The organism is Acetobacter oryzifermentans (genome assembly GCF_001628715.1).
Lineage (GTDB): Bacteria > Pseudomonadota > Alphaproteobacteria > Acetobacterales > Acetobacteraceae > Acetobacter > Acetobacter oryzifermentans.
In genome coordinates this window covers 786,691-812,346 of record NZ_CP011120.1, presented here as the reverse complement: position 1 = coordinate 812,346, position 25,656 = coordinate 786,691, and the positions used below count along the sequence as shown (strand labels likewise).

27 protein-coding genes are annotated in these 25,656 nt (G+C 56.7%); 15 read left to right on the top strand and 12 right to left on the bottom strand.

All coding sequences use genetic code 11. The annotated features are described in order from the left end of the window. Positions 1–61 precede the first annotated feature (61 nt). The 4 genes from WG31_RS03980 to WG31_RS03970 all read left to right on the top strand — a co-directional run bounded on the left by WG31_RS03980 (position 62) and on the right by WG31_RS03970 (position 4,519). Positions 62–847, top strand: a complete 786-nt coding sequence (locus tag WG31_RS03980) for an MlaE family ABC transporter permease (RefSeq protein ID WP_003629138.1) — start codon at positions 62–64, stop codon at positions 845–847. Further along, complete coding sequence (locus tag WG31_RS03975; protein WP_006116305.1) at positions 844–1,632, top strand: ABC transporter ATP-binding protein; 789 nt, start codon at positions 844–846, stop codon at positions 1,630–1,632. Before WG31_RS03980 ends, WG31_RS03975 begins: the two co-directional genes overlap by 4 nt. Before the next feature lie 88 nt (positions 1,633–1,720). After that, entirely contained in the window at positions 1,721–1,870 is a 150-nt protein-coding gene (locus tag WG31_RS15780) for a hypothetical protein (protein WP_003629136.1), read from the top strand. 231 nt (positions 1,871–2,101) lie between these two features. After that, a complete protein-coding gene (locus WG31_RS03970) occupies positions 2,102–4,519 on the top strand; it encodes a mechanosensitive ion channel domain-containing protein (RefSeq protein WP_063353703.1) in 2,418 nt (805 codons plus the stop codon). A 211-nt stretch (positions 4,520–4,730) separates the two neighbouring features. Here WG31_RS03970 and WG31_RS03965 read toward each other — a convergent pair whose 3' ends face one another. The 4 genes from WG31_RS03965 to gmk all read right to left on the bottom strand — a co-directional run bounded on the left by WG31_RS03965 (position 4,731) and on the right by gmk (position 9,579). Further along, positions 4,731–6,233: a replicative DNA helicase gene (locus tag WG31_RS03965; protein ID WP_035354090.1), complete on the bottom strand. Its 1,503-nt coding sequence runs from the start codon at positions 6,231–6,233 to the stop codon at positions 4,731–4,733. A 72-nt stretch (positions 6,234–6,305) separates the two neighbouring features. Beyond that, a complete protein-coding gene (locus WG31_RS03960; RefSeq protein WP_063353702.1) occupies positions 6,306–7,490 on the bottom strand; it encodes an AGE family epimerase/isomerase in 1,185 nt (394 codons plus the stop codon). Continuing rightward, positions 7,487–8,920 (bottom strand): bifunctional D-glycero-beta-D-manno-heptose-7-phosphate kinase/D-glycero-beta-D-manno-heptose 1-phosphate adenylyltransferase HldE, encoded by a 1,434-nt coding sequence (gene hldE, locus WG31_RS03955; protein WP_063353701.1) that lies wholly within the window; start codon positions 8,918–8,920, stop codon positions 7,487–7,489. The genes WG31_RS03960 and hldE overlap by 4 nt, the downstream gene beginning before the upstream one ends. 5 nt (positions 8,921–8,925) lie before the next feature. Further along, positions 8,926–9,579, bottom strand: coding sequence for a guanylate kinase (gmk, locus tag WG31_RS03950; RefSeq protein ID WP_063353700.1), 654 nt, complete (start codon positions 9,577–9,579; stop codon positions 8,926–8,928). A gap of 99 nt (positions 9,580–9,678) precedes the next feature. Here gmk and WG31_RS03945 point away from each other — a divergent pair, with 99 nt between their 5' ends. Both WG31_RS03945 and WG31_RS03940 read left to right on the top strand, forming a co-directional pair. After that, entirely contained in the window at positions 9,679–10,497 is an 819-nt protein-coding gene (locus WG31_RS03945; RefSeq protein ID WP_167348731.1) for an SDR family NAD(P)-dependent oxidoreductase, read from the top strand. A 50-nt stretch (positions 10,498–10,547) separates the two neighbouring features. Next, positions 10,548–11,900, top strand: coding sequence for a purine-cytosine permease family protein (locus tag WG31_RS03940; RefSeq protein ID WP_063353698.1), 1,353 nt, complete (start codon positions 10,548–10,550; stop codon positions 11,898–11,900). On the opposite strand, the gene rlmB is transcribed toward WG31_RS03940, so the two are convergent. After that, on the bottom strand, positions 11,834–12,676 hold the full coding sequence (gene rlmB, locus WG31_RS03935; RefSeq protein ID WP_063354869.1) for a 23S rRNA (guanosine(2251)-2'-O)-methyltransferase RlmB: 843 nt from the start codon (positions 12,674–12,676) through the stop codon (positions 11,834–11,836). The two genes, WG31_RS03940 and rlmB, sit on opposite strands and share 67 nt — an antisense overlap. A gap of 205 nt (positions 12,677–12,881) precedes the next feature. On the opposite strand from rlmB, the gene WG31_RS03930 reads away from it, so the two are divergent. The 5 genes from WG31_RS03930 to lptB are packed head-to-tail and all read left to right on the top strand — an operon-like array spanning position 12,882 to position 17,262. Then, positions 12,882–13,535: a ribonuclease D gene (locus WG31_RS03930; protein ID WP_035354091.1), complete on the top strand. Its 654-nt coding sequence runs from the start codon at positions 12,882–12,884 to the stop codon at positions 13,533–13,535. A gap of 47 nt (positions 13,536–13,582) precedes the next feature. Next, on the top strand, positions 13,583–14,596 hold the full coding sequence (locus tag WG31_RS03925; RefSeq protein WP_006116320.1) for a KpsF/GutQ family sugar-phosphate isomerase: 1,014 nt from the start codon (positions 13,583–13,585) through the stop codon (positions 14,594–14,596). Next, on the top strand, positions 14,593–15,330 hold the full coding sequence (lptC, locus tag WG31_RS03920) for an LPS export ABC transporter periplasmic protein LptC (RefSeq protein ID WP_019089779.1): 738 nt from the start codon (positions 14,593–14,595) through the stop codon (positions 15,328–15,330). The genes WG31_RS03925 and lptC overlap by 4 nt, the downstream gene beginning before the upstream one ends. Before the next feature lies 1 nt (position 15,331). After that, complete coding sequence (locus WG31_RS03915; protein ID WP_063353697.1) at positions 15,332–16,432, top strand: LptA/OstA family protein; 1,101 nt, start codon at positions 15,332–15,334, stop codon at positions 16,430–16,432. A 2-nt stretch (positions 16,433–16,434) separates the two neighbouring features. Then, a complete protein-coding gene (gene lptB / locus WG31_RS03910; protein WP_006116323.1) occupies positions 16,435–17,262 on the top strand; it encodes an LPS export ABC transporter ATP-binding protein in 828 nt (275 codons plus the stop codon). Here lptB and WG31_RS03905 read toward each other — a convergent pair. Both WG31_RS03905 and WG31_RS03900 read right to left on the bottom strand, forming a co-directional pair. After that, positions 17,259–18,107: an MOSC domain-containing protein gene (locus WG31_RS03905; protein ID WP_063353696.1), complete on the bottom strand. Its 849-nt coding sequence runs from the start codon at positions 18,105–18,107 to the stop codon at positions 17,259–17,261. The two genes, lptB and WG31_RS03905, sit on opposite strands and share 4 nt — an antisense overlap. 34 nt (positions 18,108–18,141) lie before the next feature. Next, entirely contained in the window at positions 18,142–18,444 is a 303-nt protein-coding gene (locus tag WG31_RS03900; protein WP_006116325.1) for a hypothetical protein, read from the bottom strand. Positions 18,445–18,780: 336 nt separating this feature from the next. On the opposite strand from WG31_RS03900, the gene hpf reads away from it, so the two are divergent. Then, positions 18,781–19,401, top strand: a complete 621-nt coding sequence (hpf, locus tag WG31_RS03890; RefSeq protein ID WP_006116326.1) for a ribosome hibernation-promoting factor, HPF/YfiA family — start codon at positions 18,781–18,783, stop codon at positions 19,399–19,401. 90 nt (positions 19,402–19,491) lie between these two features. Here the strand turns inward: hpf and WG31_RS03885 are convergent, their stop codons facing one another. Together WG31_RS03885 and WG31_RS03880 are read right to left on the bottom strand one after the other, a co-directional pair. Then, complete coding sequence (locus WG31_RS03885) at positions 19,492–19,758, bottom strand: hypothetical protein (protein ID WP_006116328.1); 267 nt, start codon at positions 19,756–19,758, stop codon at positions 19,492–19,494. An 18-nt stretch (positions 19,759–19,776) separates the two neighbouring features. After that, a complete protein-coding gene (locus WG31_RS03880; protein ID WP_006116329.1) occupies positions 19,777–20,286 on the bottom strand; it encodes an Hsp20 family protein in 510 nt (169 codons plus the stop codon). Between the two features lie 238 nt (positions 20,287–20,524). Between WG31_RS03880 and def the strand changes: the two genes are divergently transcribed. Genes def through truA form a run of 3 tightly spaced genes read left to right on the top strand, consistent with a single transcriptional unit; the run spans position 20,525 to position 22,828 of the window. Then, on the top strand, positions 20,525–21,085 hold the full coding sequence (gene def, locus WG31_RS03875) for a peptide deformylase (protein ID WP_063354868.1): 561 nt from the start codon (positions 20,525–20,527) through the stop codon (positions 21,083–21,085). Between the two features lie 19 nt (positions 21,086–21,104). Further along, positions 21,105–22,043 (top strand): methionyl-tRNA formyltransferase, encoded by a 939-nt coding sequence (gene fmt, locus WG31_RS03870; protein ID WP_063353694.1) that lies wholly within the window; start codon positions 21,105–21,107, stop codon positions 22,041–22,043. Further along, positions 22,040–22,828 carry a tRNA pseudouridine(38-40) synthase TruA gene (gene truA, locus WG31_RS03865; RefSeq protein WP_063353693.1) on the top strand — a complete coding sequence of 263 codons (789 nt, stop codon included), beginning with the start codon at positions 22,040–22,042 and terminating at the stop codon, positions 22,826–22,828. Before fmt ends, truA begins: the two co-directional genes overlap by 4 nt. A gap of 24 nt (positions 22,829–22,852) precedes the next feature. Here the strand turns inward: truA and WG31_RS03860 are convergent, their stop codons facing one another. The 3 genes from WG31_RS03860 to dapD are packed head-to-tail and all read right to left on the bottom strand — an operon-like array spanning position 22,853 to position 25,533. Further along, positions 22,853–23,476: a hypothetical protein gene (locus tag WG31_RS03860; RefSeq protein WP_035354101.1), complete on the bottom strand. Its 624-nt coding sequence runs from the start codon at positions 23,474–23,476 to the stop codon at positions 22,853–22,855. Next, a complete protein-coding gene (gene dapE / locus WG31_RS03855) occupies positions 23,473–24,648 on the bottom strand; it encodes a succinyl-diaminopimelate desuccinylase (protein WP_006116334.1) in 1,176 nt (391 codons plus the stop codon). Before dapE ends, WG31_RS03860 begins: the two co-directional genes overlap by 4 nt. Before the next feature lie 36 nt (positions 24,649–24,684). Beyond that, positions 24,685–25,533: a 2,3,4,5-tetrahydropyridine-2,6-dicarboxylate N-succinyltransferase gene (dapD, locus tag WG31_RS03850; RefSeq protein WP_003622584.1), complete on the bottom strand. Its 849-nt coding sequence runs from the start codon at positions 25,531–25,533 to the stop codon at positions 24,685–24,687. Positions 25,534–25,656 lie beyond the last annotated feature (123 nt).

Below are 25,656 nucleotides of genomic sequence, written 5' to 3'. Positions count from 1 at the left end.
CACAGGTTACGGCTCTGGAACTGCCTTTTCACACTTCAGCAGGAACGGACAGTCCACACTCATGGACATGGTGCTTGATCTTGTGGCCCGCCTTGGCCGCGCTACACTTTCCCTTATTCGCGCGGCGGGGGCTTTGGCCCTGTTTGCGGCTTCTGGGCTTTCGCACATTGTGCGCCCCCCGTTTTACGGCCGGGTATTTTTATCCACTTTTTTAGAAACGGGCTTTTTTTCTCTGCCTGTTGTAGCCCTTACGGCGCTATTTTCTGGCGGGGTAATTGCGCTGCAATCCTATACCGGGTTTGCACAATACCACGCCCAAAGCGCCATTGCCGGTATTGTGGTGCTGGCCGTTACGCGTGAACTGGGGCCTGTGCTGGCGGGCCTTATGGTAGCGGGCCGCGTAGGTGCCGCCATGGCTGCCCAAATTGGCACCATGCGCGTAACAGACCAGATAGACGCGCTTACAACCCTTTCCACCAACCCCATGAAGTATCTGGTTGCCCCACGTCTGCTGGCCGGGCTGATTGCCCTGCCCCTGCTGGTGTTGGTGGCAGACATACTGGGCGTTGCGGGTGGCTTTACTGTAGCGGTGGTGAAGCTGGGCTTTTCTGCCCCTGCTTACATTACAGCCACGCTCAACTCTCTTAAGGCCATTGATGTCACGGTGGGGTTGGTAAAAGCGGCGCTGTTTGGGTTCCTTATTGCGCTGATGGGCTGCTATTACGGCTACAACAGCAAAGGCGGGGCAGAAGGTGTGGGCTCTGCCACAACAGCCGCGGTGGTGGCGGCCTCCATCATGCTGCTGGCCTTTGATTACCTGCTGACAGACCTGTTCTTTTCACAATGAGCCAGACCATGACAGGCACCACGCCTAAAATCCGTATTCGAGACCTGCACAAATCCTTCGGCACCAAAAAGGTGTTGGATGGTGTTTCCATGGATGTTGCGCAAGGCACATCCTTTGTTGTTATCGGCGGATCTGGCTCGGGCAAATCCGTGCTGCTGCGCTGTATTCTGGGGCTGATTACGCCAGATTCCGGCATTATTGAAATTGATGGCGAAAACGTTCTGGCCGCTCCGGAAAAACGGCGTGAAAAACTGCGCAGCGAAATTGGCATGCTCTTCCAGAACGCCGCTCTGTTTGACAGTTTGACCGTATGGGAAAACGTTACCTTCGGGCTACTGGCCCTGCATAAGATCACCCGCAAGAATGCCCGCAACCATGCAGGCACCATTCTGGCGCAGGTGGGGCTTGATCCTTCTGTAGGGGATTTATACCCCTCCGAACTTTCTGGCGGCATGCAAAAGCGGGTGGGCCTGGCCCGCGCCATTGCCGCCCAGCCGAATATTCTGTTTTTTGATGAACCCACCACTGGGCTAGACCCCATTATGGGCGCGGTCATTGATGGGCTGATTGTAGATTGCGTGAAAAAACTGGGCTCCACCGCCATTGCCATTACGCATGATATGGCCTCTGCCCAACGCATTGGGGATGAAGCCGCCATGCTCTACAAAGGCAAGTTGATCTGGCAGGGCGCGGCATCTTCCCTCATGAACAGCGGCAACCCGTATGTAGATCAGTTCACACACGGGCGGCGTGAAGGGCCCATCAGCATGGAATTGCGGCGTTAATCATACTTGGCTGCAATCTCCACTTGCCCGCACTGCCCTGCAATGAGATAGAAAAAGCAGACAAAACGGGTAAGGGATATTCGGTAAGATGAAACGCGCGGTTCTGCTGCTAGCCTGCACCTTGGGACTATCCGCCTGTGGCATGTTCAGCTCCAGCGAACCAAAGCATCTGACCACAGCCGCTCAGTGGGAAAAATACGGGTATCATGATCACCTGAAAACTGGTGATGACGACTAACCCCACCTCTTTTCCGATAAGTTGATTTTCACCCCTGCCGCTACTGATGGCAGGGGTTTGCCTGTTGGAATGTGCACAGCATATATGCTGCCTGCACAAAACAGAAACTTGCACATACTCTCCTTATAACACCACGCTGCTTGCTTAAAAGTGGCGCAACCCCCTCTTGCGCCGCTACGTTACGGACATAAGGGTTATTTTTTCCAGACACCTGAAACACAAGGTTTTCTGATGCGTTTGAAGCGGTTCTGTTCTTTTTTTCTATCGTGCTTTGTACTCACGCAGGGTGCCGTGCTTTTTGGCACCAGCTCCCCCCTTCTGGCAGCAGATACAAAAAATGCACCAGTTACAGCACCGGCCCCAACAACCCTTATTACCAATACTGCGAATATTGTTAGTAACAGCACGCTGGAAAGTATTGGCACAGAAATAAGCGCCATTTACCAAAGCAGCCAGCAGGAAAGAAGCAACGGCCAAAGCACAACAGAGCTTGCCACCCTGCTGCGCCGCGCCAATGCTGTGGCCACGCAAACAGATACCCTGCAAGCCCGCCTAAAACCCTATCAGGCGGTTTATCAGAACTTTCTGGATATTCTGGGCAAACCACCGGGCAAGGATGACCCCGCAGAACCGGCCTCCATTACCGAGCAGCGCACGCTTCTGCTCAAAAAGCAGCAGGATATCAATTCCCGCATGACGCGGCTTAAGCTGTATCAGGTAGAAGCCCAACAGCTTGTAAGTGAACTGCGCCAACATGGCACGGCCATACAGCAAGCCACCTTGTGGCAGCGCTTTCCTTCACCGCTTGGGATCAACTTCTGGTCTCAGTTTACCAATCATTTCCATGCAGACGCCACGCGGTTCAGCGCTCTAGGGGGTGAAGCCCTGGGGGTGCTGGGGGTAGCTTTTGCTGGCAAGCGCATTTTTATTTCTCTGGGTGGCATAGCACTTTCCGCCTTGCTTCTGGTGGGGTGGTTTTTCTCACACGGGATTATCCGCCGGGTGGTGGTGCGTTTTTTGCCTGCGGGGCGTATCCGCCCCATTATTGCAACTCTTATTTGTGGTGTGCTCAGCCTGCTGGCTTGGGGCTTTTCCTTTCAGATTGTGTGGAGCGTTCTAGCCTTTGATAACTCTGCGCTGGATGAAGATTTAAGCACGCTTGGCAGTATGATGGGCGCGCAGTTTCCGCTTTGCGGGCTTGTGATTGAACTGGGGTTTTGCCTGCTTTCGCGCCATCCGGAATGGCGTATCTTTCCGATATCGGACGCCATTGCGCGTAATTTACGGCTGTTTCCGCTCTGGTTGGCAGGCGCGCTTATTATGCGCGGGTTCCTGCGTTATATTGATACGCAAAGCGGCATTTCCATGCTGTCCGTACAATTAATGGATGGCCTGTATGTGTTGGCTGTAAGCCCCCTGCTATTTGCCATTCCGCGGGAATTGCGCATTTCCGATCAAACAGAAGATACCCTCAGCCAACCTTCCCGCACTCAGTTTTTAATCAGTCTAGCTATGGGCGTTTCCATTATCTGCTGGTTGGCTGTTTTTTCTGGCTACATTCCGCTGGCTTATACCATCATCTCATGGATAAGCATGATGGCTATCAGCATGACAGGCCTTTTGCTGCTTTCTCTTTTGGTTACGGCTATGGCCAGCACGCTTTTTCCGGCCAGTGCACCTTTGGGGCGGCATTTGGTAGAACTGGGCCTGCCCCCGCGGTTTGTAAACCAGATGTGTGTGGTGGTGCCCGGTATTGTAAATGTGCTGTTATTGGCCGTAGCTTATGCCGTTGCCACCAGCGGCGATGGGTTTGACCCACAGCAGATATGGCACCAGCTTTACTGGCTGTTTCATGGTCAGGCCAGCACCGATGGTTCCCACATCTCTCTGGATGCCATTTTGCTGTGCGCTGTGTTGCCGGTGGTGGGCTATTACACCATCAACATTTTAAAATCTTGGTTCAAGCAAAGGTTTTTCCCCACTACACGGTTGGATATCGGGGCGCAGGCCTCTATCCTGAGTATTCTAAGCTATGCAGCATGGATTTTAGTTGGCCTTAGCATGCTGGCGGTGCTGGGCGTTACCGTTAAAAGCATGACATGGGTTGTTAGCGCGCTTTCTGTGGGCATTGGCTTTGGCTTGCAATCCATTGTGCAAAACTTTGTTTCGGGCATTATCCTTATGGCCGAACGCCCGGTTTCCATTGGGGATGTTGTTACTATTGCGGGCGTTACCGGCACGGTGGAACGCATTAGCGTACGCTCTACCGATATCCGGCTAGAGGACAAATCCACCATGATTGTCCCTAACTCGCAGTTTATTACCTCGGCGGTTAAAAACGCTACACAGGCACAAAAGCCCGGTGTGTTTACCATAGAACTCAACCTGCCATTTGCATCTGATCTGGATAAAGCCATGGATGTCATGGCTCGCACTCTGGCCGCGTGCAAGGATGTGGATGAAAGCGTGCAGCCAAGTGTCAGCATGTCTTCTGTATCTGATGGCTCTGCCCTGCTGATTGGATCTGCCAAGGCCGCAAATGGCACAGACATAAAAGTTGTGCGCAGTGCTGCTCTTTTTGAAATCTGGAAGGCGTTTCAGGAAAACAAGATCCCGGTTACGGTGCGGCAAAACCTGATAACCGTTTAACAAGGCCACTCTATTCCTGCGGGCCACCTGTATGGCCCGCAGAAACCCTGCCACGTTGTGTTTTAGGAAAAACGCTGGCGCAATATATCTCTACGTTCGTGCAGTGGCACATACGCCACCACACAACAAGCGTGAGAACTTTTTAAAGTTACCTGGATATTAGAAAGTTTTTACTAAAAAGGCCCCAGCATGCGGGGCCTTTTTAACAGGTTTAATGATCCTGATGAATGGTATCCAAATCTGCAAAGCGCGTGTATTCGCCTTCGAAAAACAGATTGATGGTACCCGTGGGGCCATGACGCTGCTTTTCCAAAATAAGCTCGGCTTTGTTATGCACCAAGCTCATCTTGCGCTGCCATTCATCCATCGCCACGGAGTATTTCTCCATAGATTCAAAAGCTGTTTCCTTGGGCATACGCTGTTGCAGGTAATATTCATCACGGTACACAAACATCACCGCATCGGCGTCCTGCTCAATAGATCCGGATTCACGCAAATCCGACAGCATGGGCCGCTTGTCTTCTCGGCTTTCCACCTGACGGGAAAGCTGGGAAAGCGCAATAACTGGCACTTCCAGTTCCTTGGCAATGGCTTTAAGCCCCTGCGTGATCATGGAAATTTCCAACACACGGCTTTCTGGGCGGGTGCCAACAGATGGCCGCATAAGCTGGAGGTAATCCACCACCACAAGGCACAGGCCCTGCGTACGCTTTAACCTACGGCAGCGCGTGCGCATGGCGGAAAGGGAAATAGCTGGCGTATCATCAATCACCAACGGCAGACGGGCCAGTTCGTGGCTGACACGCACAAAGCGGTCAAACTCCTTCTGCCCAATATCACCACGGCGGATACGCTCGCCCGAAACCTCGGCCTGTTCAGACAAAATACGGGTAGCCAACTGCTCTGCCGACATTTCGAGCGAGAAAATAGCCACCGCCCCTTTGGGCTTTTCTCCTGTTTCCTCGGCATCATCCATAATGGCGCGTGCGGCGGAAAAGGCCATTTTAGTTGCCAGCGCCGTTTTCCCCATAGCAGGACGCCCGGCCAGAATCAGCAAGTCCGATGGATGCAGCCCACCTGTTTTTTTATCCAGATCGCGCAAGCCAGATGTCAGGCCTGTAACGTGGCCTTCATTCTGGAAGGCTTGGGCTGCAACAGAAATAGCCCCGCTCAGCGCCTTGTTGAAGGAAACAAAATCCCCTTCATTGCCTTTTTCCGTTGCCAGTTTGAACAGGGCTTCTTCCCCTGCCTCAATCTGATCCTGCCCGGAAAGGCCCATGGTGGTGCCAAACGCGCTGTTCACCACGTTTTCACCAATATCAATGAGCTGGCGGCGGATCCATGCATCATGAATGGTGCGGCCGTAATCCCCGGCGTTGATAATCCCGACCATAGAGGACAGCAGCTTGGCCATATAGGCCATACCGCCCACACTGGCCAAAATACCGGAATGCTCCAGCTCGGCCCGCATGGTAACAGGGTCTGCCAACTGGCCGTTTTCTATGCGCCGAGCAATGGCTTCATAAATCTGGCCATTCACGCGGTTGGCAAAATGCTCACCGGCCAAAAAGTCCGAAACACGGTCATAGGCGCGGTTGTTGGTCAGCAACGCGCCAAGCAGCGCCTGTTCGGCCTCCACATTGGCCGGGGGCTGCCGAAGGGTAAGGGCCAGAAGGCTTTCGTCCTTCTGGCTGGGGGTATCTGTTGTTGTCATGCTCACAACACCGCTTGTATCAGATTCGCGCTGCTACGTCCTGCTTACACGCACATTTCCGCACAGCGTTTTTTAGGCCGGTGGCACGTAGGCGCGTGCGGCCTGATCTAACGCATCATACGCCGTTACAATATGATAAAGCGAGCTACTTGGTATTTGCGTAACGGCAGGCACGCCCTGTGCGTCCAGTTGATCCAGCCATGTGCCCGTGGGGCAGCCCGTAAAATACCGATCAAGCAGATTAGTGGCCATGCGCGTAGCCCAACCTGCTTGATCCTGCGGATCATGGCACAGCGCGCCACGCAAGGCCTCGCCTTGCACCCAAAGGCGGAAGGTGGGTTTAAGCACCTGCCCGTTCCGCGCAACGGCATCGCGCACCAATGCTGTTTGGGTATCTACACCATATTGATGTGCAAAATGGTATAAGCGTGCGGCCTGCGCGGTAGTATCTACACCACTTTGGCGGGCATAAGCCTGCAACAGCCAAACCCATTCAAAATGATGCCCCGGCTCGCACCACTGGCCTTCTGGCCCTGTGGCGGGTTGCCAGTCTGGCCCAAAATATTCGCCCAATGTGCCGGTGCGTTCATCCATAAAGTATTGGCTGAATAGCGCATATAACGCATGGGCCTGCGCCAGATCTGCGGCATCACCTGTGGTTTCATGCAGGGCAAGAACAGCTTCCAGCAAGTGCATATGGGGGTTTTGCTGCCGCCATGCACCATCGGCAGGCAGGGCATTCATAAACCCGCTGTTTGGCAGCGCCATAGCCTGCCCCAGCCACGCAAGCGTTTGCCGCGCCAATTCTACGGCCCGGCCTGTGCGTTCCACCCGGCCATACCATGCCAGTGCAAACAGCACGAAAGCGATATCGTACAAATCTGCACTGTCAGCCAGCACCGCGCCATCACGCGCCAGAAGCTTAACCCATCCACCATCTGGCCTATGGGCATTGAGCAGAAACCTGAAAAGGCTTTCCGCCCGTTGCGCCGCTGGCTGCCAGCCTTTTAACGCAGCCCAAGAAAACACAAAAAGCTGCCGCGCCTGCACCCTTACACGCTTGTATGGCGGCAAGGCTGGCGTGCCCTGTAAGGTCAGACACTCCTGCGCCCCCAAAGCCGCCGGGTTTTGGGGCGTGCCATCACAGCCTGTGCTGGCCCAGAAAGGCAAGGCATCATCAAACAACCAACGCGCAAAGCGATTGCGCACGGCAATAAGCGGCAGATTTTCTGCGCCGGGCAGGTCATGCACTGTCATGCCTTGCGAATCCGCCCGATTGTAGATGTGGTGGAATGCCCTTGCTGCAAATTGGCCAGCACCAGCTTGCCCCCTGCGGCCTGCACAATATCCGCCCCCACAACCTGTTCGGGCCGGTAATCCGCCCCTTTTACCAGCACATCTGGCATAAGGGCGCGGATAAGCTCCAGCGGCGTATCTTCATCAAACGCCACCACGGCATCTACATAACGGATAGCCGCCATAACAGCCGCGCGAGATTCCAGTGAATTAACAGGCCGTGTTTCACCTTTCAGGCGGCGGACGCTGGCATCTGTGTTCAACGCCACCACCAGCCTGTCACACGCGCTCCGGGCTTCTGCCAGCAAGCTGATATGGCCGGGGTGGATGATATCAAAACATCCGTTGGTAAAGCCCACACGCAGGCCGCGTGCCTGCCAGCGCGCCACCTGTGCGCAAGCGACCCCTAATGGCATCAGGTGGGGCACTTCATCCGGGCCGGATTGTTCTTCCAGCTCGTGCAGAACTTCCTGAATATCAGCCGTGGCCGTGCCCAGCTTGCCCACCACCACGCCAGCCGCCGCATTGGCAACGCGCATGCCTTGCTCGAACGACATACCCGCACCAACAGCCAACGCCATAGTGGCAATAACGGTATCTCCCGCGCCGGAAACATCAAACACTTCCCGCGCACGGGCAGGCACCGCCAGCACCTCGCCCTCGCGCCGTACCAGCATCATGCCTTTTTCAGAACGAGTGGCCAAAATAGCCTGCGCATCGGCCTGCGCCATCACCTTGCTGGCGGCGGCCTCTACGTGCGCTGCGGTATCCACCGGCATGCCAGAGGCTGCGGCCAGCTCCTTGGCGTTGGGGGTAATGCAGGTGGCGCCTTTGTAAAGTGTGTAATCGGTGGATTTGGGATCTACAAAAACAGGCACGCCAGCTTGCCGCGCCACACGGAACAGATGAGACAGCACGATTGGGCTGCACACACCTTTACCGTAATCAGACACCACCACTGCCTGACAGCCCCCGATATGTGCATCAATCTGGCGGCACAGGGCTTCTTGCTCGGGTTCCGCCATTGGCGCGTGGCTTTCTTCATCCACCCGCACAACCTGCTGATGCGCGGCAATAAAGCGCGTTTTGCAAATTGTGGGCCGGGCCGCACTTTGCACTGTAGCATCCACCAGCCGTTTTTTTTCCGCCAACGTGGTGCGCAGGCAGGCTCCGGCCTCATCCTGACCGCTCAGCCCCACCAGAATGGCCCGCCCCCCAAGCGAGATAATGTTGCTGGCCACATTACCGGCCCCTCCGGGCATTTCCCGCCGGGAATCGAGCAACAACACAGGCACCGGGGCTTCGGGCGAAATCCGATCCATGCTGCCGTATAAAAAACGGTCCAGCATGACATCACCCAAGCACAGCACGGTAATGGCAGAAAAATCCATGCTGTTCAGGCTCCAAAACTGGCAACAAAATCTAAAAGCCCTGTGCGCCTGCGAGTTTGCAAGCGTGCCGCCACCAACACAGCGCGCGCTTCTGTAATGGCACGATCCAGATCCGTATTGATAATAACGTGATCAAACTCCTGCCAATGCGAGATTTCATCCCGCGCGGCGGCCATGCGGCGGGCAATTTCATCCGGGTGGTCTGATGCCCGGCCACGCAAGCGGCGTTCCAGTTCCTCTAATGATGGCGGCAGCACAAACAGGCTCACCACATCATCGGGCAGCGCGCGGCGGATTTGCTGGTGGCCCTGCCAGTCTATGTCAAACACCATATCGTGCCCGGCGGCCAATGCGGCTTCCACCGGCGCACGGGGGGTGCCGTACCCACGGCCAAACACGGTGGCCCATTCCAGCAATTCCCCGTTGGCGGCCATGTGCTCAAAATTTTCCATGGTGCGGAAATGGTAATGCACGCCTTCCTTTTCCCCCGGCCTTGGCTGGCGGGTGGTAACGGAAACCGAATGCTTGAGCGCAGGCTCCGAAGCACGCAGTGCATTGGCAATGGTGGACTTACCCGCCCCAGATGGCGCAGAAATAACCAGGCACACACCGCGCCGCTGTTCTGCTCCGTTATGGTGACCCTGTGCGTTGTGCGCCATGCTGCCTTCCCTGCGTGTTCTGTCTATCCGTCTTGCGCCTTCATGCCAGAAGCCGCCATGCTATGCCATAACCACCATAAGCAAAGGCCGATCTGTAAGATGAAGCATGATACCGTTCTGATTACTGGCGCATCCTCCGGCCTTGGGCAAACACTGGCCCAAACGCTGGCCCGGCCTGGGCGCACCCTTTATCTGGGCGGCCGCAACGTACAACGGCTAAACGAAACCGCCAAAGCCTGCATTAGCCGAGGGGCCTCCGTGCATTTGCATATTGGTGATGTGGCAAACCGTGCAGAAATGGAGACATGGATACGCAGCACAAATGGGCTGGATCTGGTTTTGGCCTGTGCAGGCATAACGGGCGGCACCCGCAAACCGCAAACGCCCGATGGCGCACCGTATGAACCCGCGGCACAGGTTTATCGTATTTTTGAAACAGACATGATGGGCGTGCTCAACACCGTGCTGCCTGCGCTGGATGTCATGCAGTATCAACCGCGCGGAGCCGATGGCATGCGCGGGCGTATTTGCGCCATTTCTTCCGTTGCGGGCGTGGTATCTTATCCCGGCACGCCCTCTTATTCCGCAGCCAAAGCGGCAGTGGACAGGTTTATGGTGGCCACGGGTGGTGATGCCAAAAAGGCTGGTATCTTATTAAGCTCTGTTGTGTGCGGGTTTTTAGATACCCCTATGGTGGCCAAAAACGCCTTTCCCATGCCGGGTCTTACAGATGTTAACAGTGCGTGCCGCCGCATTTTGCGTGGGCTGAGCCGGAATGAGCGGCGCATTACTTTTCCGCTATGGCTGGTGGCGGGCTCCCGCTTTATGGATTTGCTCCCCATCCGGGTGGCAGAGTTCTATTACAACAATCAGCCTACAGGGGCCACAGGGTCCATGCCCGAACCGGATCTTTCATGATACTGTAGCGCCACCCCCACCACAGCCCCACGCCACAGGATACGCTACCCATGATACAGACACCCCCTTCAGCCCCCCAAACTGGTGGCCTGATGGAGGATCTTTCCGCCGCATCTGTAAGAGAACCCGTTCCGGAGCCGCTAAAAACCATGCCGACCGACCGGGTGTTCTGGAGCCATTTTTCCCCCAACCTTGGCCCCGGCGGCTGGGTAACCGGGGCGTTGCTTACAGGCATGGGGCTGGACTTTCGTACAGGTGTGGCCGCCATTATTGTTGGCAACATTATTGGCGCATTACCTGTGGCCCTTGCCGCCGCCATTGGCCCCAAAACCGGGCTAACACAAATGGAGGCTTCTCGCCGGGCCTTGGGGCAAAAAGGCCTGCGCCCTCCTGCGTTTCTAAACTGGATTTATTGCGTGGGGTGGGATGCGGTTAATAACGTGCCCGCCGCTACAGCCCTTATGGCGCTGCTGCTGTTGGCTGGGCTTTCCATGCCGTTCTGGCTGGCTTTGGGCATACTGGCCAGTATTCAGATGGTGGCTTCCATTTACGGGCACCATGTGGTGCAGGCCTTGCAGAAATATCTGGGCACAGTGCTGCTCGTGGTGTTTACGCTTATTGGCGTTGTGTTTGCCATAAAAGGGCAGGCTCCTCTGGCGGTGCATCATGCCGTCAGTTTTTCCACCTTTTTGTTGGCAACTGGCGTGTTGGTCAGCTTCAATTTGTCCTGGGCTTCGTATTCCTCAGATTACACGCGGTATCTGCCCGCCAATACCAGCCCCAAAAAGGTGGTGTTGCTGGCGCTGGCAGGGCTTTTGGGTTCTGCCATTCCGTTCCAGATTCTGGGGCTTATTTCTGCCGGGTCTGTGGCGGAGGCATCACCCACAGCGGTTATTGCCTCGCTCCAGCAGGCTATGGGGCCACTTGGGGCTGTGGCTCTTGGGGCTATTGCGCTTTCATCCATTACCGGCAATTCGTTTAACGATAATACTGCCAGCTACAGCCTTATTTCCGCTGGCCTGCATGTACCGCGTATTGCCGCAGCCATTCTTACAGCCAGCCTTGGTTATGTGCTGGCTGTGGCCGGTGCAGGCCGTTACACCACGCTTTATACAGATTACCTGCTGGTAACCATGTACTGGATTGCCCCATGGATCGGCATTGTGCTGGCAGATTGGTATTTTGGAGACCGCACAGTGCACCCCATTCCACCGGGTTGGACACGTGGAGCTACTATTTTTGCCGTTGTATCCGTGCTGACCATTGCGCTGTTTTCAACCAGCAGCCTTTACACCGGCCCCGTAGCGCGCTGGCTGGGCGGGGCCGATATTGGCTATTACGTTGGCTTTTTTGCTGCGGCTTTTTGGTACGCGCTGGGCATGCCACGGCGCATCAGCTCATAAAGCCCCACAGCGGCCGCTACAGATACGTTCAGGCTTTCCATTTCTCCGGGCATGTAAAGCCCGGCAATTTCATCACAGCTTTCCCGCGTTAGGCGGCGCAGGCCCTTGCCTTCCGCCCCCAACACCAAGGCCACGCGGCGGCCATCAAAACTTGCGCCATCCAGCATGGTGCCGCCTGCATCCAGCCCTACCGTCCAGCAGCCTGCTTTTTGCAACTGCTCAATCGCGCGGGAGAGGTTGACCTCACGCACCATAGGCACGGTTTCCAACGCGCCAGATGCGGCCTTGGCCAGCACAGCCGTTTCTTCGGGCGCGTTTCTGTCCTGCACCACAAGGCAGGCCGCACCAAATGCCGCAGCCGAGCGTAAAATAGCCCCAATATTGCGTGGGTCTGTTACCTGATCCAGCACCAGCACCGGGCCGGGGCGTTCCAGCGCTTCATCCAGCGGCATGGGGGGCAATATACGTGCCAGCAGCGCCACACCCTGATGCACCGCATCTGGCCCTAACAGATCATCCAGCCGTTGGCGTTGCACCAGTTCCGGGGTTACGCGCACATTTCGGCCAGAACGTGTGGCTTCTTCCAATGCCGGGTGGTTTTCTTCCGTTACCAGCAGGCGTTCATATACACGGCGCGGATTATTAAGGGCGGCGGCCACTGCGTGCGTGCCAAACAGCCAGCATGTGCCCGCCGGAGCCGAAGGCGCGCCTTCCCGCCCACCAGCAGAAGAAACACGAGGGCGCCGCGCAGAACGGCCATGACGAGGTTGACGCATAAACACACAGTTCCGGGTTATTATAGAGTGTAACAGATAAGGCCCTTCTAGCGCATTCCGCCTGCCTGCGCCTATCCCGCATATAAATGTACGGCCCCGCCATAACAGCGCCATACACAGCGTGCAGGAATGGACATTCCATCACGCCGGCTGTATCGGTCTGAAACACAACAGCATACAGCAACAGAACACGCAGGAGCGGGTTATGACCTCTGCCCCATCCGAAGGTGCCATTACACTGCACCGGAACGATCTTCCAGACAACGTGACCTTTACCGGGTCCGTGGCCGTGGATACGGAAACAATGGGCCTGAACCCGCATCGGGATAGACTGTGCCTTGTGCAGCTTTCTGCCGGTGATGGCACAGCGCATCTGGTACAGATCATCCCCACCTCCCTTGGGGGCAAAGGGTATGATTGTCCCAACCTCAAGCGTGTGATGGCTGATCCCTCCATTACCAAGATCATGCATTTTGCACGGTTTGACGTTGCCATCCTGCAGCACGCGCTGGGCATTACCGTAAGCCCGGTAGTGTGCACCAAAATTGCCGCCCGCCTTGTACGCACTTTTACAGACCGCCACGGCCTTGCCGCCCTGTGCCGGGATATGCTGGGCGTAGAACTCAGCAAACAGCAGCAGACATCAGACTGGGGCGCGCTGGAACTGAAGCCCGAACAGTTGGCTTATGCTGCATCTGATGTGCTGTATCTGCACGCATTGTGGGATAAAATGTCCGCCCTGCTGGACCGTGAAGGTCGGCGGGAACTGGCACAGGCATGCTATGACTTCCTGCCCGCCCGCGCACGTCTGGATCTGCTGGGCTATGAAGACCCGGATATTTTCTCTCATCGCGCGTAAGCACGCGCTCCTGCATTCTTTTTTCTGATCAACCGGATCGGCTCGGCATGAACATGTCCACCCATATCAGCTCGCAGGCTTCCTCTTCCCCCGGCGTAGAGGCGGCTGACGTTGTACGTACGGAACGTGCAGGGCTGGATGCACTGGCAGAAGCACTGGAAAACCCCGTTGGGTTGGGTGGTGCCTTTGCTGAAGCGGTAGAGATAATTCTGGCGCTGCCGGGCCGGGTAGTTGTAACCGGCATTGGCAAATCCGGCCATATTGCCCGCAAGGTGCAGGCTACATTGGCCAGCACAGGCACGCCCGCCATATTTGTGCACCCGGCAGAAGCCTCTCACGGTGATCTGGGAATGGTGCAAAAAGGTGATGCCGTTCTGGCTTTTTCCAATTCCGGTGAAACAACGGAACTGGGAGACATTGCCGCCCACGCCCGCCGCTCGGGCCTGCCACTGCTGGCCGTAACCAGCCGTGCACATTCCACCTTGGCTTCTGCAGCCACGGTGGCGCTTACGCTGCCATCTTTGCCAGAATCCTGCCCGATGGGGCTGGCCCCCACCACCAGCACCCTTACCCAACTTGCATTTGGTGATGCCTTGGCCGTGGCCCTGCTACGCCAACGTGGTTTTACCGCCACGGATTTTGGCACCTACCACCCCGGCGGCCGCCTTGGCGCACGCCTGCGCACCGTGCGGGAACTGATGCGCACAGATAACGCCATGCCACTGGCCACCCCCAATACCCCCATGCGGGACGTTATTGTGGAAATGACGCACAAGGCGCTAGGATGCGTAGCCATTCTGGGCCAGAATGGCACCTTGGCGGGGCTGATCACGGATGGTGACCTGCGCCGCGCGCTTGATCACGATCTGACGACCACGCTGGCGAAAGATGTCATGAACGATTCACCGCTAACCATAGGGCCGGGAATTTTTGCATCTGAAGCCCTGCGGCTGATGAACGAGCGCAAAAGGCCCATTACATCCCTGTTTGTGCTGGATGATGACCGTAAACCCATAGGCGTTGTGCACGTGCATGACCTGATCCGAGCCGGGGTTGGATGACCAGCCCGGAAGACAAACGCCCGCAACGGGCCGATTTTGCCCGCTCGGAAGAAACCACGCGCCGCCAGCGCGAACGGCTTGCACCTTCCGCCCAGTTGCGCAAACTCCCGGATGCCGCCAAGCTGGCGCGCCGCCGCACTATGCTGCGCTGGGCCAAATGGGTGCTGCCTGCCACGGCTTTGCTGCTGCTGGCCACCATTGCCGTATGGCCCGAAGTAGACAGGCTGCTAAGCGCCAACCAAACCACCATTAAGGAACTGGCCAAGGTTAAGATTGAAAGCGGCAACCTGATAGGCGCTACGTATCGCGGGGTAGATGAACACAACCGCCCCTTTATGATTACGGCGGACAGTGCGCATCAGGTCAATGACAACCGTATGGATCTGATCCGCCCCAAGGCTGATCTGCTCACGCAGGGCGGAAGCTGGCTTTGGGTTGAATCGGAAAAAGGCGTTTACATGCAGCACGCACAGATTCTCGACCTAACCGGAGAAGTAACCCTGTACCGCGATGATGGCCTGATGATGCACAGCCCTGTAGCCGATATTGATGTCAAACGCGGCATTATTGCCTCCGATTCATGGGTGCGGGCAGAAGGGCCTTTTGGCTCGCTTGATGCCAAGGGCTATCTACTGGCCCAGCATGAAGGCATTGCCCAGTTCCGCGGCCCCGGCCAGTTGATCCTGAATGATGATCGCCACAGTGATTCAGCCCCCAAAGGCAAGGCTTCCTGATATGCGCCGCCTTTTTTCTCGCCCTCGCCCTGCCCTGCGTATTGCCTCTGCCGTTATAGCGGCATTGCCATGCGCCATGCTGGCCCTTTCTGGCACAGCGCTGGCGCAGGCCATTGATATGTCTCACGGTGGGCAAATTACCGTAACCGCCGCCGGTGGGTTTGACTGGGACCAGAACCAGAAAAAAGTTACCGCCTATGATCAGGCAAAAGCCATCCGTGGGGATGTTACGGTTACGGCAGACAAGCTGATTGCCTATTACCGCAAAAAAGCCCCTGCCCCCGGCGCGCCAGACGCTAACACCCCGGCTGAGGCAAATGGTGCAAAACCGGCAAGCGTGCAGGCCCCGGCAGCCAACGGCGCCACACCGGCCACACCTCCGGCCAGTACAGATCAGCCTCCACCAGCCCCTGCCACCAATGGCAGCGCAGATGCAGGTGGCCAGAAAGCCGCCGGAGGGGATGATCAGGATTCCGGCGCCAACGAAATTTTCCGGCTTGAAGCCATAGGCCACGTACATATCTTCACCCAGACCGATCAGGCATGGGGGGATAAAGCCGTGTACGACATGGATCAGGCCGTGCTTGTCATGACCGGCAAGGCCATGAAGCTGACCACCCCGCAGGATGTGCTGACAGCGCGGGATTCGATGGAATATTATTCGCAGCAGCATATTTCCATCGGGCGTGGCAACGCTACCGTCACCACGAACGATCAGCGCCAGATCCGGGCTGATGTGTTGGTGGGCTACAGCGCCCCGCCAGATCAGAACGCCCAGCCACAGCAGCAGGCCAGCAACAACAGCAGTTCAGATCCGCTCAGCAGCGGTTCGGGCAAGCTGGAAAAGGTGAACGCCTTTGGCCATGTATGGGTGCACACGCAAACAGAAATCGTAACGGGGGAACGCGGGGTGTATGTGCCTGATACCGGCATTGCCCGCATTGTTGGCAATGTCCATATCACCCGTGGACCAAACCAGATTCAGGGCGCTGCCGCCATTATCAACATGCACACAGGCATAGCCACCATGACAGAACGCCCCGGCAGCCGGGTAAGTGGGTTGGTTGTGCCCAATAACGGCGATACGTCGGACAGGAAATAAGCATGAATCAGGAAGTCACCTGGACGTCGGAAGAAACGGTTCGTGAAGAAGTTGTAGGCGTAGGCGTTGGGCCGGAACCTACTGACATTCATGCCCCGCATCGCCCCGGCCACGGCCTGTACGCACGCGGCATTGGCAAAAGCTATAAAAAGCGCGAGGTGGTGAAAAACGTTTCCATTGAGGTACACCGGGGGGAAGCTGTCGGGCTGCTGGGGCCAAACGGTGCAGGTAAAACCACCAGCTTTTACATGATTGTAGGCCTTGTGCAGCCCGATACCGGCTCCATCACGCTGGACGGGGCGGATATTACGCAGTTACCCATGTATCGGCGCGCCCGGCTGGGCATTGGTTACCTGCCGCAGGAAGCCAGTATTTTCCGTGGCCTGAATGTGGAGCAGAACATTCTGGCCGCCCTGGAAGTGGTAGAGCCAGACCCAGACCAGCGGCAGGTGATGCTGGATGGTCTGTTAAGCGAATTTGGTATCAGCCATCTGCGCCGCTCGCCTTCCCTTGCTCTTTCAGGGGGAGAACGCCGCCGTCTGGAAATTGCACGCGCACTGGCCAGCCAGCCCCATTACATTCTGCTGGATGAACCACTCGCTGGTATTGACCCCATTGCCGTGGGGGAAATTCGTGATCTGGTATCCCACCTCAAAGATCGCGGCATTGGCGTGCTGATTACCGACCATAACGTGCGTGAAACGCTGGAAGTGATTGACCGCGCCTATATCATGCACAGTGGTCAGGTGCTGATGCAGGGTGTGCCAGAAGAAATTGTAGCTCATGAAGATGTACGCCGCGTGTATCTGGGTGAAAGCTTCTCGCTTTAAGCTTTGGCCATTTGCGCCAACACGTTGGATGGCCCGGAGTCTAATATAGTTACAGGCGCACCCACCTCTATTATGCCGGGCTGTTCTACCACTGCGTTTTGCGCAAACATTATCCCTTTGGGCGTGCGGTGGAACGATGCCAACGTGGCCAGAGGCTCCTTGGGGTAAGGCACTTCTGCTGTGGTCTGATCAATCGTTGTCACCACACAGCGCGAACATGGAGCCAGAATACGTAAAATGGCTGCGCCAACACGTATGCGCAGCCAGCCATCCTCGGCCCACGGTGCTGCCCCTTGCACCACAATATTAGGCCGAAACCGCGCCATAGGCACAGCCTGCCCCAAAGGCAAACGCGCGTTTAAATCCGCCAAAGATGCCGTATTAGCCACAAGCAGCGGGTATCCATCTGCAAAGGAAACCGGAACATCTGCCTGATCCAAATGGCGCAGGCGCGCTTGCTGGGGTGTATCCATCCACACCAGCCTGCACGGTTGCGCTAAAGCCTCGGCCAGCCAAACCGCTGCGTCTTTCCCCGCATCCCGTGCCTGCACCGTATCTTTCCATACGGTAACAGAGCGCATGGGCGCGTTGGTATCTGGAAAGCGCACAACGCACGGGGGCATATTGGCCTTGCCCAGTTCCAGCCCTTGTGGCGTAGGCAAAGCAGATATCAGCGCCATATCCCGGCAGGTTCTTTGGGTTATAAACCGGCCTTGTGGATCTGTAATCATCCACCGCCGGTCTGCTTCCAGCCCCCAAGGCCATAATCTGGCTTGGGTGGGAGAAAGCCCGCGCAGTCCCTTAACAGGGTAAACATGCACGCCAGCAACGCTTAAATCTGTCATGCAGCAAACTCCCTGTATATCGCCAAACCCCTAACTAGCGGCGGTGCCCCGCATGGCGCAGCACCAGCTTTGGGGGTGGAAACTGAACCGGTGCAGGTTGCACAAGCTCTGGTTCAATAGGTGCTGGCGCAGGCGGAATAACCATAGGCAGCTTGATAAAGCGGATAGCAACCCGTGCTGCCGGATTGGGCCGCGGGGCTATTTTTTCATGCGCCAGATGCCATACAAACGCGCCGTACAGCACACCCAGCCCAGCCATGCAGCCCAGCTTAACGCGCACCATCTGCCCGCGGGGCATTTTAGGCATTTCAACCGGCGGAGCAGAGCGCAGCAGCATGGAAAATATACTCTCCTGTCAACAACGGCAGGCAGGCTGCCCCGTATTGTTCTGGCCTTATTGTGTATTGTTAGGCATGGCTGTTTGCCCACTGCAAGCCTGCTAAGTGCTTTTTACGCAGCCATGCAACCGAGAGGCCTAGCCCTGCATTATATTTAAAACAAAGGCATGGACAGCAACCGCCACCCATGCCCAAATGTGAAAGAAGCGTTACAAACACTTCGCGTAACGTAACAAGGCTAACCAGTTGAACCTGATAAAACCCGGTTCTGGTATGGCACCGGTGTTTATTCAGATCTGGAGATTCTGCCACTTAGCAGCAAGGAACGACGTTCTATGCATATTCAGGTTTCAGGTAAACAGATTGATCTGTCCGATGCGCTTAAGCACCGGGTCAATTCCCACCTCGGCAACCTAGCGGAACGATATTTTGACAAAGCCCTGCAAGCACAGGTGACATTCAGCAAGGCGCGTTCGTTCTTTACCTGCGATATTAATGTGCGCACAGGCAGTGGCCTTGTATTGCGCGGTGAAGGCGAAGCCGCAGATGCTAATGGGGCATTTGATGATGCCGCTGAACATATTGCCAAACGCCTGCGCCGGTATAACCGCCGGGTTACATCCCACACACGCGGCGCCCAAAGGCAGGCAACAGCACAAAGCGGCCGCACCTATGTGCTGCAACCGCTTAATGAAGATCCGTTGCCATCTGAAGACAGCACAGAAAAACCCGTGCTTTCCACCCAGCCAGAAGGCACGGATACAGAAACTTTTGCCGCCATTATTGCCGAGCAGCCCACGGATATTCCCTTACTAAGCGTTGGCGAGGCCGTTATGCGGCTTGATCTGGCAGGTATTTCTTTCCTGCTGTTCCGTAACGCGGCCAACGAGCAGGTGAGCCTGGTTTACCGGCGGGATGATGGCAATATTGGGTGGATTGATACCAACCCACGCTAAGCCAACAGCGTGATGCGCATAAAAAAGGATCGGCTCATCACCGATCCTTTTTCTATCTGGAAAGACTGAATGGCCCTTGGGCCGCCGCCGCTACTGCAAGCTGGCGGGGATCATATCATTCTGCACAATTGCGCCCCATGCCGTTTCCAGATCTTCCACCACAGCCAGCAAAGATCCGTCCGCCGCGTAAATGGCGCAACCCACTTCATCATCTTCCATCAGCGCTGGGCGCGTATAGGCAACCTCCCGCAGCCCAAGGGAGCGGAACTGGCTTTCTGAAAGCTGGCGAACATTTGCTGGGCGTTCAGCCGCATGCGGCATAACGGGGGCGCTACCGTTGTAGATGGAACTTTTCATGGCGTCCTCCTTATTGGGTCAGCTTTCATCCACGTCCATCACTGGGCGCAGCATGCGCGATGAGCGGGTTTTAAGCACGCTGCCGCTACCAGCAGCAGGCGCGCGGCCATTTTTTTGCCCACCCTGCACAATTTCAATGCGTTTCACACGCACCTCCGGCTGGGGGCGAAACAGGTCTATATGCAACAGACCGTTATCCAGCCACGCCCCGCCAATTTCTATCCCTTCCGCCAGCACAAATGCTTTTTGGAACTGGCGAGAGGCAATACCTCGGTGCAGAAAAACGCGTTCTTCTCCGTCTTCCATCTGACGACCACGAATAACAAGCTGATTATCTTCCTGCGTAATCTGCAAGTCATCCATTTTAAAGCCTGCTACGGCCAAAGTGATCCGTAGGCCGTTAGGGGCAATCTGCTCAATGTTATAGGGCGGATATCCATCGCCCGATCCCTTGCTGGCGCGTTCAAGCATCTGCTCCAGATGGTCAAACCCTAAAAACATGGGTGAGCCAAACAGTCTTCCAGACATCCAAGCCTCCTCCTTCCTTGAGCGAGACAGAAAAATCAGACCCGTTACAGCATCTGATCTTATCACGATATGGGATAGGCCCGCTGACACGCAACCCCGCCCCCATGCCTGTATCTGGCCAAATGGGGGTATTGGACAACACACTGTGGCGGTGGTGCAACAGGTTTTAAGGCCAGAGGCAGATTTTCCCTGTGTTTTCCTCTGGCATCAGGCGCAGTGGAGCGCTACATCCCGCAGTATGACACACGCAGCCAATACAGACATCTCTTTTTCTGCTGCATCGGATGGCGCAGCACCCCTTCATATCCTTACGCCGCCGCACCCTGTGCTGCGCCAAAAGGCGCGGCTGGTAAAGCCGGAAGACGTGGCAGACATTCGCAAGATTCTGCCCAACATGTTCTCGGCCATGTATCAGGCCCCCGGCATTGGGCTTGCCGCGCCGCAGGTGGGCCTGAGCCAGCGCTTTCTTCTGGTTGATCTGGGAGAAAAGGATGCGCGGGACCCGATTGTCATGATCAACCCCGAAGTGATTGCAGAAACCGAAGACATGGCCGTGCGGGAAGAAGGCTGCCTTTCCCTGCCCAACCAGTATGCAGAAGTTGTGCGCCCGGAAAAGATTCGCGTGCGCTGGAACAACATCAATGGCGATGTGGTGGAGCGCGAAGCCGAAGGCCTGCTGGCCACCTGCATCCAGCACGAAATAGACCATCTGGAAGGCGTGCTGTTTGTAGACCACCTTTCTGCCCTGCGCCGCAACATGATCCTGCGCCGTCTGGCCAAGGAACTAAAGCGTAAATAAGCCTAAGGGGCCGCCAACCATGCGTCTTGTCTTTATGGGCACGCCGGATTTTTCTGTTCCGGCGCTGCGTGCGCTCCATGCCGCGGGGCATGAAATTGTTGCTGTGTACTGTCAGCCGCCGCGGCCCGCAGGGCGCGGCAAAAAACTTCAGGCTTCCCCCGTGCAGCAGGCGGCGGAAGAACTGGGGCTGCTGGTGCGCCACCCGCTCTCTCTGCGTAAAAATGAGCAAGAATGGGCAGATTTTGCAGCACTACAGGCCGATGCCACCATTGTGGCCGCCTATGGGCTTATTCTGCCCCAAGCCATGCTAGACGCCCCGCGCCTTGGCTGCCTGAACATTCATGCCAGCTTGCTGCCGCGCTGGCGCGGTGCCTCCCCCATCCAAAGCGCCATTCTGGCCGGAGATACCCAAAGCGGTGTCACCATCATGCAGATGGAAGCCGGGTTAGACACAGGCCCCATGTTGCTGCGTGAAGCCGTGCCCATTACCGCCACCACAACCGCCACCAGCCTGCATGATGCCCTGAGTGCTCTGGGCGCAGATATGGCGCTGCGTGTGCTGGCCGATATGCCCGCCCCAACCCCACAACCAGAAGAAGGCGTAACCTACGCCCCCCGCCTAACGCGTGAGGATGGGCGCATAGACTGGGCCAAAACCGCCACGGAAATAGACCGCCAAATTCGCGCACTTACACCGTGGCCCGGCACCTTCAGCACCCTGCCTGATGGCACTGTGCTGAAAATTGGCGCAGCCACCCCCCTGCCTGATACCAAGCACAGCGCCCAACCCGGCACAGTACTGGATGATGCCCTGACCATTGCCTGTGGCAACGGCGCCGTGCGGCTGAGCCGCCTGCAAAAACCGGGCCGCGGCATGATGGATGCTGATGCCTTCCTACGTGGCCAGCCTTTGGCCGCTGGCACGCTTTTAGGGGCCAAACAGCCAGACGCCGCATGATGGAAGAAGAACTTGCTCCCGTTCAGCGCTGGGCCGTTAAACTGGAATATGATGGCACCGGCCTTGTGGGCTGGCAACGCCAGAAATCCGGCCTTTCCGTGCAAAGTTTGTTAGAAGCGGCGGCTGCACGGCTGGCCGGTAATCGGCCTGTAAGCAGCATTACCGCCGGGCGCACAGATTCCGGCGTGCATGCGCTGGCACAGGTGGCACATCTGGATTTTCCCGCAGATGTGCGTTTCTCTCGCCATTCTGTGCGGGAGGGGCTGAGCTACCACCTCAAACCGCATAACGTGGTGGTGCTGGATGCCGCGCAGGTGGATACTGACTGGAGCGCTCGTTTTTCTGCCACGTGGCGTTCATACCAGTATCGTATCCTCAACCGCAGATCGCGCCCTACCTTGCTGGCAGGAAATGTGTGGCACGTTAAAAGCACGCTGGATGTAGAAAAAATGCAGGAAGCAGCCAATATTCTGGTTGGCCCGCATGATTTCACTTCTTTCCGCGCCGTGGCCTGCCAGGCTCATAGCCCTATGCGTACGCTAGACCAGCTAGATGTTTCCCGCCACGGAGATGAGGTGATTGTTTTTGCCAAGGCCCGTTCCTTTTTGCACCATCAGGTGCGGAACATGGTGGGCACGCTTAAACTTGTGGGGATTGGCGCTTGGCAGCCAGAGCGTGTGGCAGAAGCTCTAGAGGCCCGCAACCGCTGCGCCGCAGGCCCTACCGCCCCGCCAGAGGGGCTTTACCTAAACGGCGTGGGGTATGATCCAGACCCGTTTGATTAAAACAGGTCTGACACAAAACTTTCTTCAGGAATTGTTCATCACAATCATGGGCTGGAGCAGATCGGTCAGCACCTTGTAATGGGGTGGCAGCAGCGCGGCCAAACCATACAATGCCAGCGTGGCCAACAGCACAGAGGCATACAGCACAAAGGCACGTCCACCGCTAATGCTTAAGCCCACGCGGGCCACAAACCATTGCAGCCAGAGTTCATACACAGCGGCTGTCATCACCAATGCGGCCATAAAGCCCGGCTGTTGCGCAATGGCAGGAAACAGCAGAGCAGCCAGCAGCGTAGCGGCCAGAGAAATCAGCACCACAACCCAGTTGCACCATGTAGCTGCCGTAATGTAACGCAGCCATAGCGCCCCACGCCCCCAACGCTGGGCGTAAAAATGAGACACAACAGCAGGCAGCAAGGTGACGCACAAGGAAAGCAGAACCTTGATAAGCGCCATAATCTTGTCGGTCTGGAGGAAGACCTGCAACAGCCCCACCACCAAAAACGCCAACTGCGGTGCAAGTGCTGCGCCAAAAGCATCCAGCGTGCCATCAAAACACGCTATGCCATCTCTGCGCCCACTGGCCAGCAGCAACATGCCCTGCAATGTACGCCGGATAACACCGGGCTTGCTGGTATCGGGAATCATGCCTGCGCTCCTTCCAGAAAAGTCTGATAGATCCGTGTCAGCATTTCCAGATCCGCAATATCCGTGTGTTCATCAACTTTGTGAATACTCGCCCCCACCAGCCCGAATTCAGAAACCGCACAATACCGGCTGATAAAGCGTGCATCCGATGTACCGCCCCCGGTATCCAGCTTGGGTGTGCGGCCTGTAACCTGCTGAATGGCCTCTACAAGGGCTGTGGTTTCCTGCGTGGGAGACGTAAGGAAAGATTCGCCGCTGATCTTGGTTTCCACGCGGGAACGCGGGGCATGCTGGCGGCAGATAGTTTCCACCCAGCCCTTGAGCGCGGCACCTGTATGCAGATCATTAAACCGAATGTTCAGCCGTGCTTCCGCCCGTGCGGGAATAACATTGGTGGCTCCATTGCCCACATCTACACTGGTAACCTGAAGGCTGGAGGGTTCAAAATACTCGGTGCCGTTATCCAACGGCGTGGCGCGCAAAGCTTCCAGCACGGCCAGCAGGCGATGCACCGGGTTATCTGCCCGATGTGGGTAAGCCACATGCCCCTGCGTACCTTCCACCACAATATGCGCGTTCAGGCTGCCACGGCGGCCTACCTTCACCATTTCGCCCAATACCTTGGGGTTGGTGGGTTCACCTACCAGACAGTAATCGGGAATCTGGTTGTGCTGCGCCATCCATTCCAGCACCTTTACCGTGCCATAGGTGGCGGGGCCTTCTTCATCCCCGGTTATCAGAAAACTGATGGAGCCTTTGCCCGGCCCTGCGGCCACATGCCGCGCCACGGCAGAAACAAAAGATGCAATGCCGCCCTTCATGTCACACGCGCCGCGGCCGTACAGCACGCCATCCACAATATCTGCCGCATAAGGGGGGTAAGACCAATCGGCCTCATCCCCCGGCGGCACCACATCGGTATGGCCCGCATAGCAGATATGGGGGCTGCCCGTGCCCAAACGGGCAAAGAAATTGGGCGTGCGCTCCGCACCCTCACCAAACGGAAGGTGCGTTACCTCAAACCCCAAGCGCTCCAGCATGGCTGCAAGCAGATGCTGAGATGCGCCAGGATCTGGCGAGACAGAAGGCAGACGGATAAGCGCCTGCGCCACTCCAACCGGATCTGTCAGTGCCAGATTGGCCGGAATACTCACCTGCGCTGCGTCCGCCATGCTCTTCTGCCTCTTTTCGCTTTTTAGTCTGCCAGATCAGTCACGCAGCAGATCGTTAATGGAGGTTTTGGAACGCGTGCGTTCGTCCACCCGCTTAACAATAACAGCGCAGGCCAGAGCAGGATTGGGGCGGCCATCCGGGCCAACCGGCTTGGAAGATGGCATGGTGCCGGGCACGACAACAGAATAAGCCGGAACGCGGCCCATGTAGATTTCACCCGTTGCACGATCCACAATCTTGGTGGAAGCCCCAAGGAACACGCCCATGGAAAGCACGGAGCCGCGTTCCACAATCACGCCTTCTGCCACTTCGGAACGTGCGCCGATAAAGCAGTTATCTTCAATAATCACCGGGGCAGCCTGCAACGGTTCCAGAACGCCGCCAATGCCTGCGCCACCGCTGATATGGCAGTTTTTACCAATCTGGGCACAGCTTCCAACAGTGGCCCATGTGTCCACCATGGTGCCGCTATCTACGCGTGCCCCCACATTTACAAAGCTGGGCATCAACACAGCACCGGGCGCAATAAAGGCGGAGCGGCGTACAACAGCACCCGGCACCACGCGGAAGCCAGCCTTATCAAAACGGGCCTGATCCCAGCCAGCAAACTTCAGCGGCACTTTGTCATACGCAGGAGCACCTGCTGCGCCACCGGGAATGGCTACGCTATCATTCAGACGGAAGGAAAGCAGAACAGCTTTTTTCAGCCATTCATTCACCTGCCAGCCATCTTCCTTGGGTTCGGCCACACGCAGCGCACCAGAATCCAGAGCTTCCAGAGCCGTTTCAATGGCTTTGCGGTCTTCCCCCGTTGTAGCGGAGGAAATCTGGTCCCGCTTTTCCCACAGGGCTTCAATATGCGCGCGCAAAGTTTCGTTGGTCATAACACACCGTCAGACAGGATGGACAAACACCGGGGCTGCACCACAGCCCCGGCAGAAAAAACACAGAGCGACCATGCGGACACACACGCAGCGTGTCAACGCATGGCACCCCGGAAAATGGCA

What these genes read in the sequence shown, in the direction of transcription:
- WG31_RS03940 (WP_063353698.1), top strand. Translation starts at nt 10,548, where the DNA reads ATGATACAGACACCCCCTTCAGCCCCCCAAACTGGTGGCCTGATGGAG.
- fmt (WP_063353694.1), top strand. Translation starts at nt 21,105, where the DNA reads ATGCGTCTTGTCTTTATGGGCACGCCGGATTTTTCTGTTCCGGCGCTG.
- WG31_RS03945 (WP_167348731.1), top strand. Translation starts at nt 9,679, where the DNA reads ATGAAGCATGATACCGTTCTGATTACTGGCGCATCCTCCGGCCTTGGG.
- dapD (WP_003622584.1), bottom strand. Translation starts at nt 25,533, where the DNA reads ATGACCAACGAAACTTTGCGCGCGCATATTGAAGCCCTGTGGGAAAAG.
- def (WP_063354868.1), top strand. Translation starts at nt 20,525, where the DNA reads ATGACACACGCAGCCAATACAGACATCTCTTTTTCTGCTGCATCGGAT.
- lptC (WP_019089779.1), top strand. Translation starts at nt 14,593, where the DNA reads ATGACCAGCCCGGAAGACAAACGCCCGCAACGGGCCGATTTTGCCCGC.
- WG31_RS03885 (WP_006116328.1), bottom strand. Translation starts at nt 19,758, where the DNA reads ATGAAAAGTTCCATCTACAACGGTAGCGCCCCCGTTATGCCGCATGCG.
- hpf (WP_006116326.1), top strand. Translation starts at nt 18,781, where the DNA reads ATGCATATTCAGGTTTCAGGTAAACAGATTGATCTGTCCGATGCGCTT.
- WG31_RS03970 (WP_063353703.1), top strand. Translation starts at nt 2,102, where the DNA reads ATGCGTTTGAAGCGGTTCTGTTCTTTTTTTCTATCGTGCTTTGTACTC.
- WG31_RS03860 (WP_035354101.1), bottom strand. Translation starts at nt 23,476, where the DNA reads ATGATTCCCGATACCAGCAAGCCCGGTGTTATCCGGCGTACATTGCAG.
- dapE (WP_006116334.1), bottom strand. Translation starts at nt 24,648, where the DNA reads ATGGCGGACGCAGCGCAGGTGAGTATTCCGGCCAATCTGGCACTGACA.
- WG31_RS03965 (WP_035354090.1), bottom strand. Translation starts at nt 6,233, where the DNA reads ATGACAACAACAGATACCCCCAGCCAGAAGGACGAAAGCCTTCTGGCC.
- WG31_RS03975 (WP_006116305.1), top strand. Translation starts at nt 844, where the DNA reads ATGAGCCAGACCATGACAGGCACCACGCCTAAAATCCGTATTCGAGAC.
- WG31_RS03915 (WP_063353697.1), top strand. Translation starts at nt 15,332, where the DNA reads ATGCGCCGCCTTTTTTCTCGCCCTCGCCCTGCCCTGCGTATTGCCTCT.
- lptB (WP_006116323.1), top strand. Translation starts at nt 16,435, where the DNA reads ATGAATCAGGAAGTCACCTGGACGTCGGAAGAAACGGTTCGTGAAGAA.
- WG31_RS03905 (WP_063353696.1), bottom strand. Translation starts at nt 18,107, where the DNA reads ATGACAGATTTAAGCGTTGCTGGCGTGCATGTTTACCCTGTTAAGGGA.
- WG31_RS03960 (WP_063353702.1), bottom strand. Translation starts at nt 7,490, where the DNA reads ATGACAGTGCATGACCTGCCCGGCGCAGAAAATCTGCCGCTTATTGCC.
- WG31_RS03930 (WP_035354091.1), top strand. Translation starts at nt 12,882, where the DNA reads ATGACCTCTGCCCCATCCGAAGGTGCCATTACACTGCACCGGAACGAT.
- WG31_RS03925 (WP_006116320.1), top strand. Translation starts at nt 13,583, where the DNA reads ATGAACATGTCCACCCATATCAGCTCGCAGGCTTCCTCTTCCCCCGGC.
- WG31_RS03880 (WP_006116329.1), bottom strand. Translation starts at nt 20,286, where the DNA reads ATGTCTGGAAGACTGTTTGGCTCACCCATGTTTTTAGGGTTTGACCAT.
- truA (WP_063353693.1), top strand. Translation starts at nt 22,040, where the DNA reads ATGATGGAAGAAGAACTTGCTCCCGTTCAGCGCTGGGCCGTTAAACTG.
- gmk (WP_063353700.1), bottom strand. Translation starts at nt 9,579, where the DNA reads ATGGCGCACAACGCACAGGGTCACCATAACGGAGCAGAACAGCGGCGC.
- hldE (WP_063353701.1), bottom strand. Translation starts at nt 8,920, where the DNA reads ATGGATTTTTCTGCCATTACCGTGCTGTGCTTGGGTGATGTCATGCTG.
- WG31_RS15780 (WP_003629136.1), top strand. Translation starts at nt 1,721, where the DNA reads ATGAAACGCGCGGTTCTGCTGCTAGCCTGCACCTTGGGACTATCCGCC.
- WG31_RS03900 (WP_006116325.1), bottom strand. Translation starts at nt 18,444, where the DNA reads ATGCTGCTGCGCTCTGCTCCGCCGGTTGAAATGCCTAAAATGCCCCGC.
- WG31_RS03980 (WP_003629138.1), top strand. Translation starts at nt 62, where the DNA reads ATGGACATGGTGCTTGATCTTGTGGCCCGCCTTGGCCGCGCTACACTT.
- rlmB (WP_063354869.1), bottom strand. Translation starts at nt 12,676, where the DNA reads ATGCGTCAACCTCGTCATGGCCGTTCTGCGCGGCGCCCTCGTGTTTCT.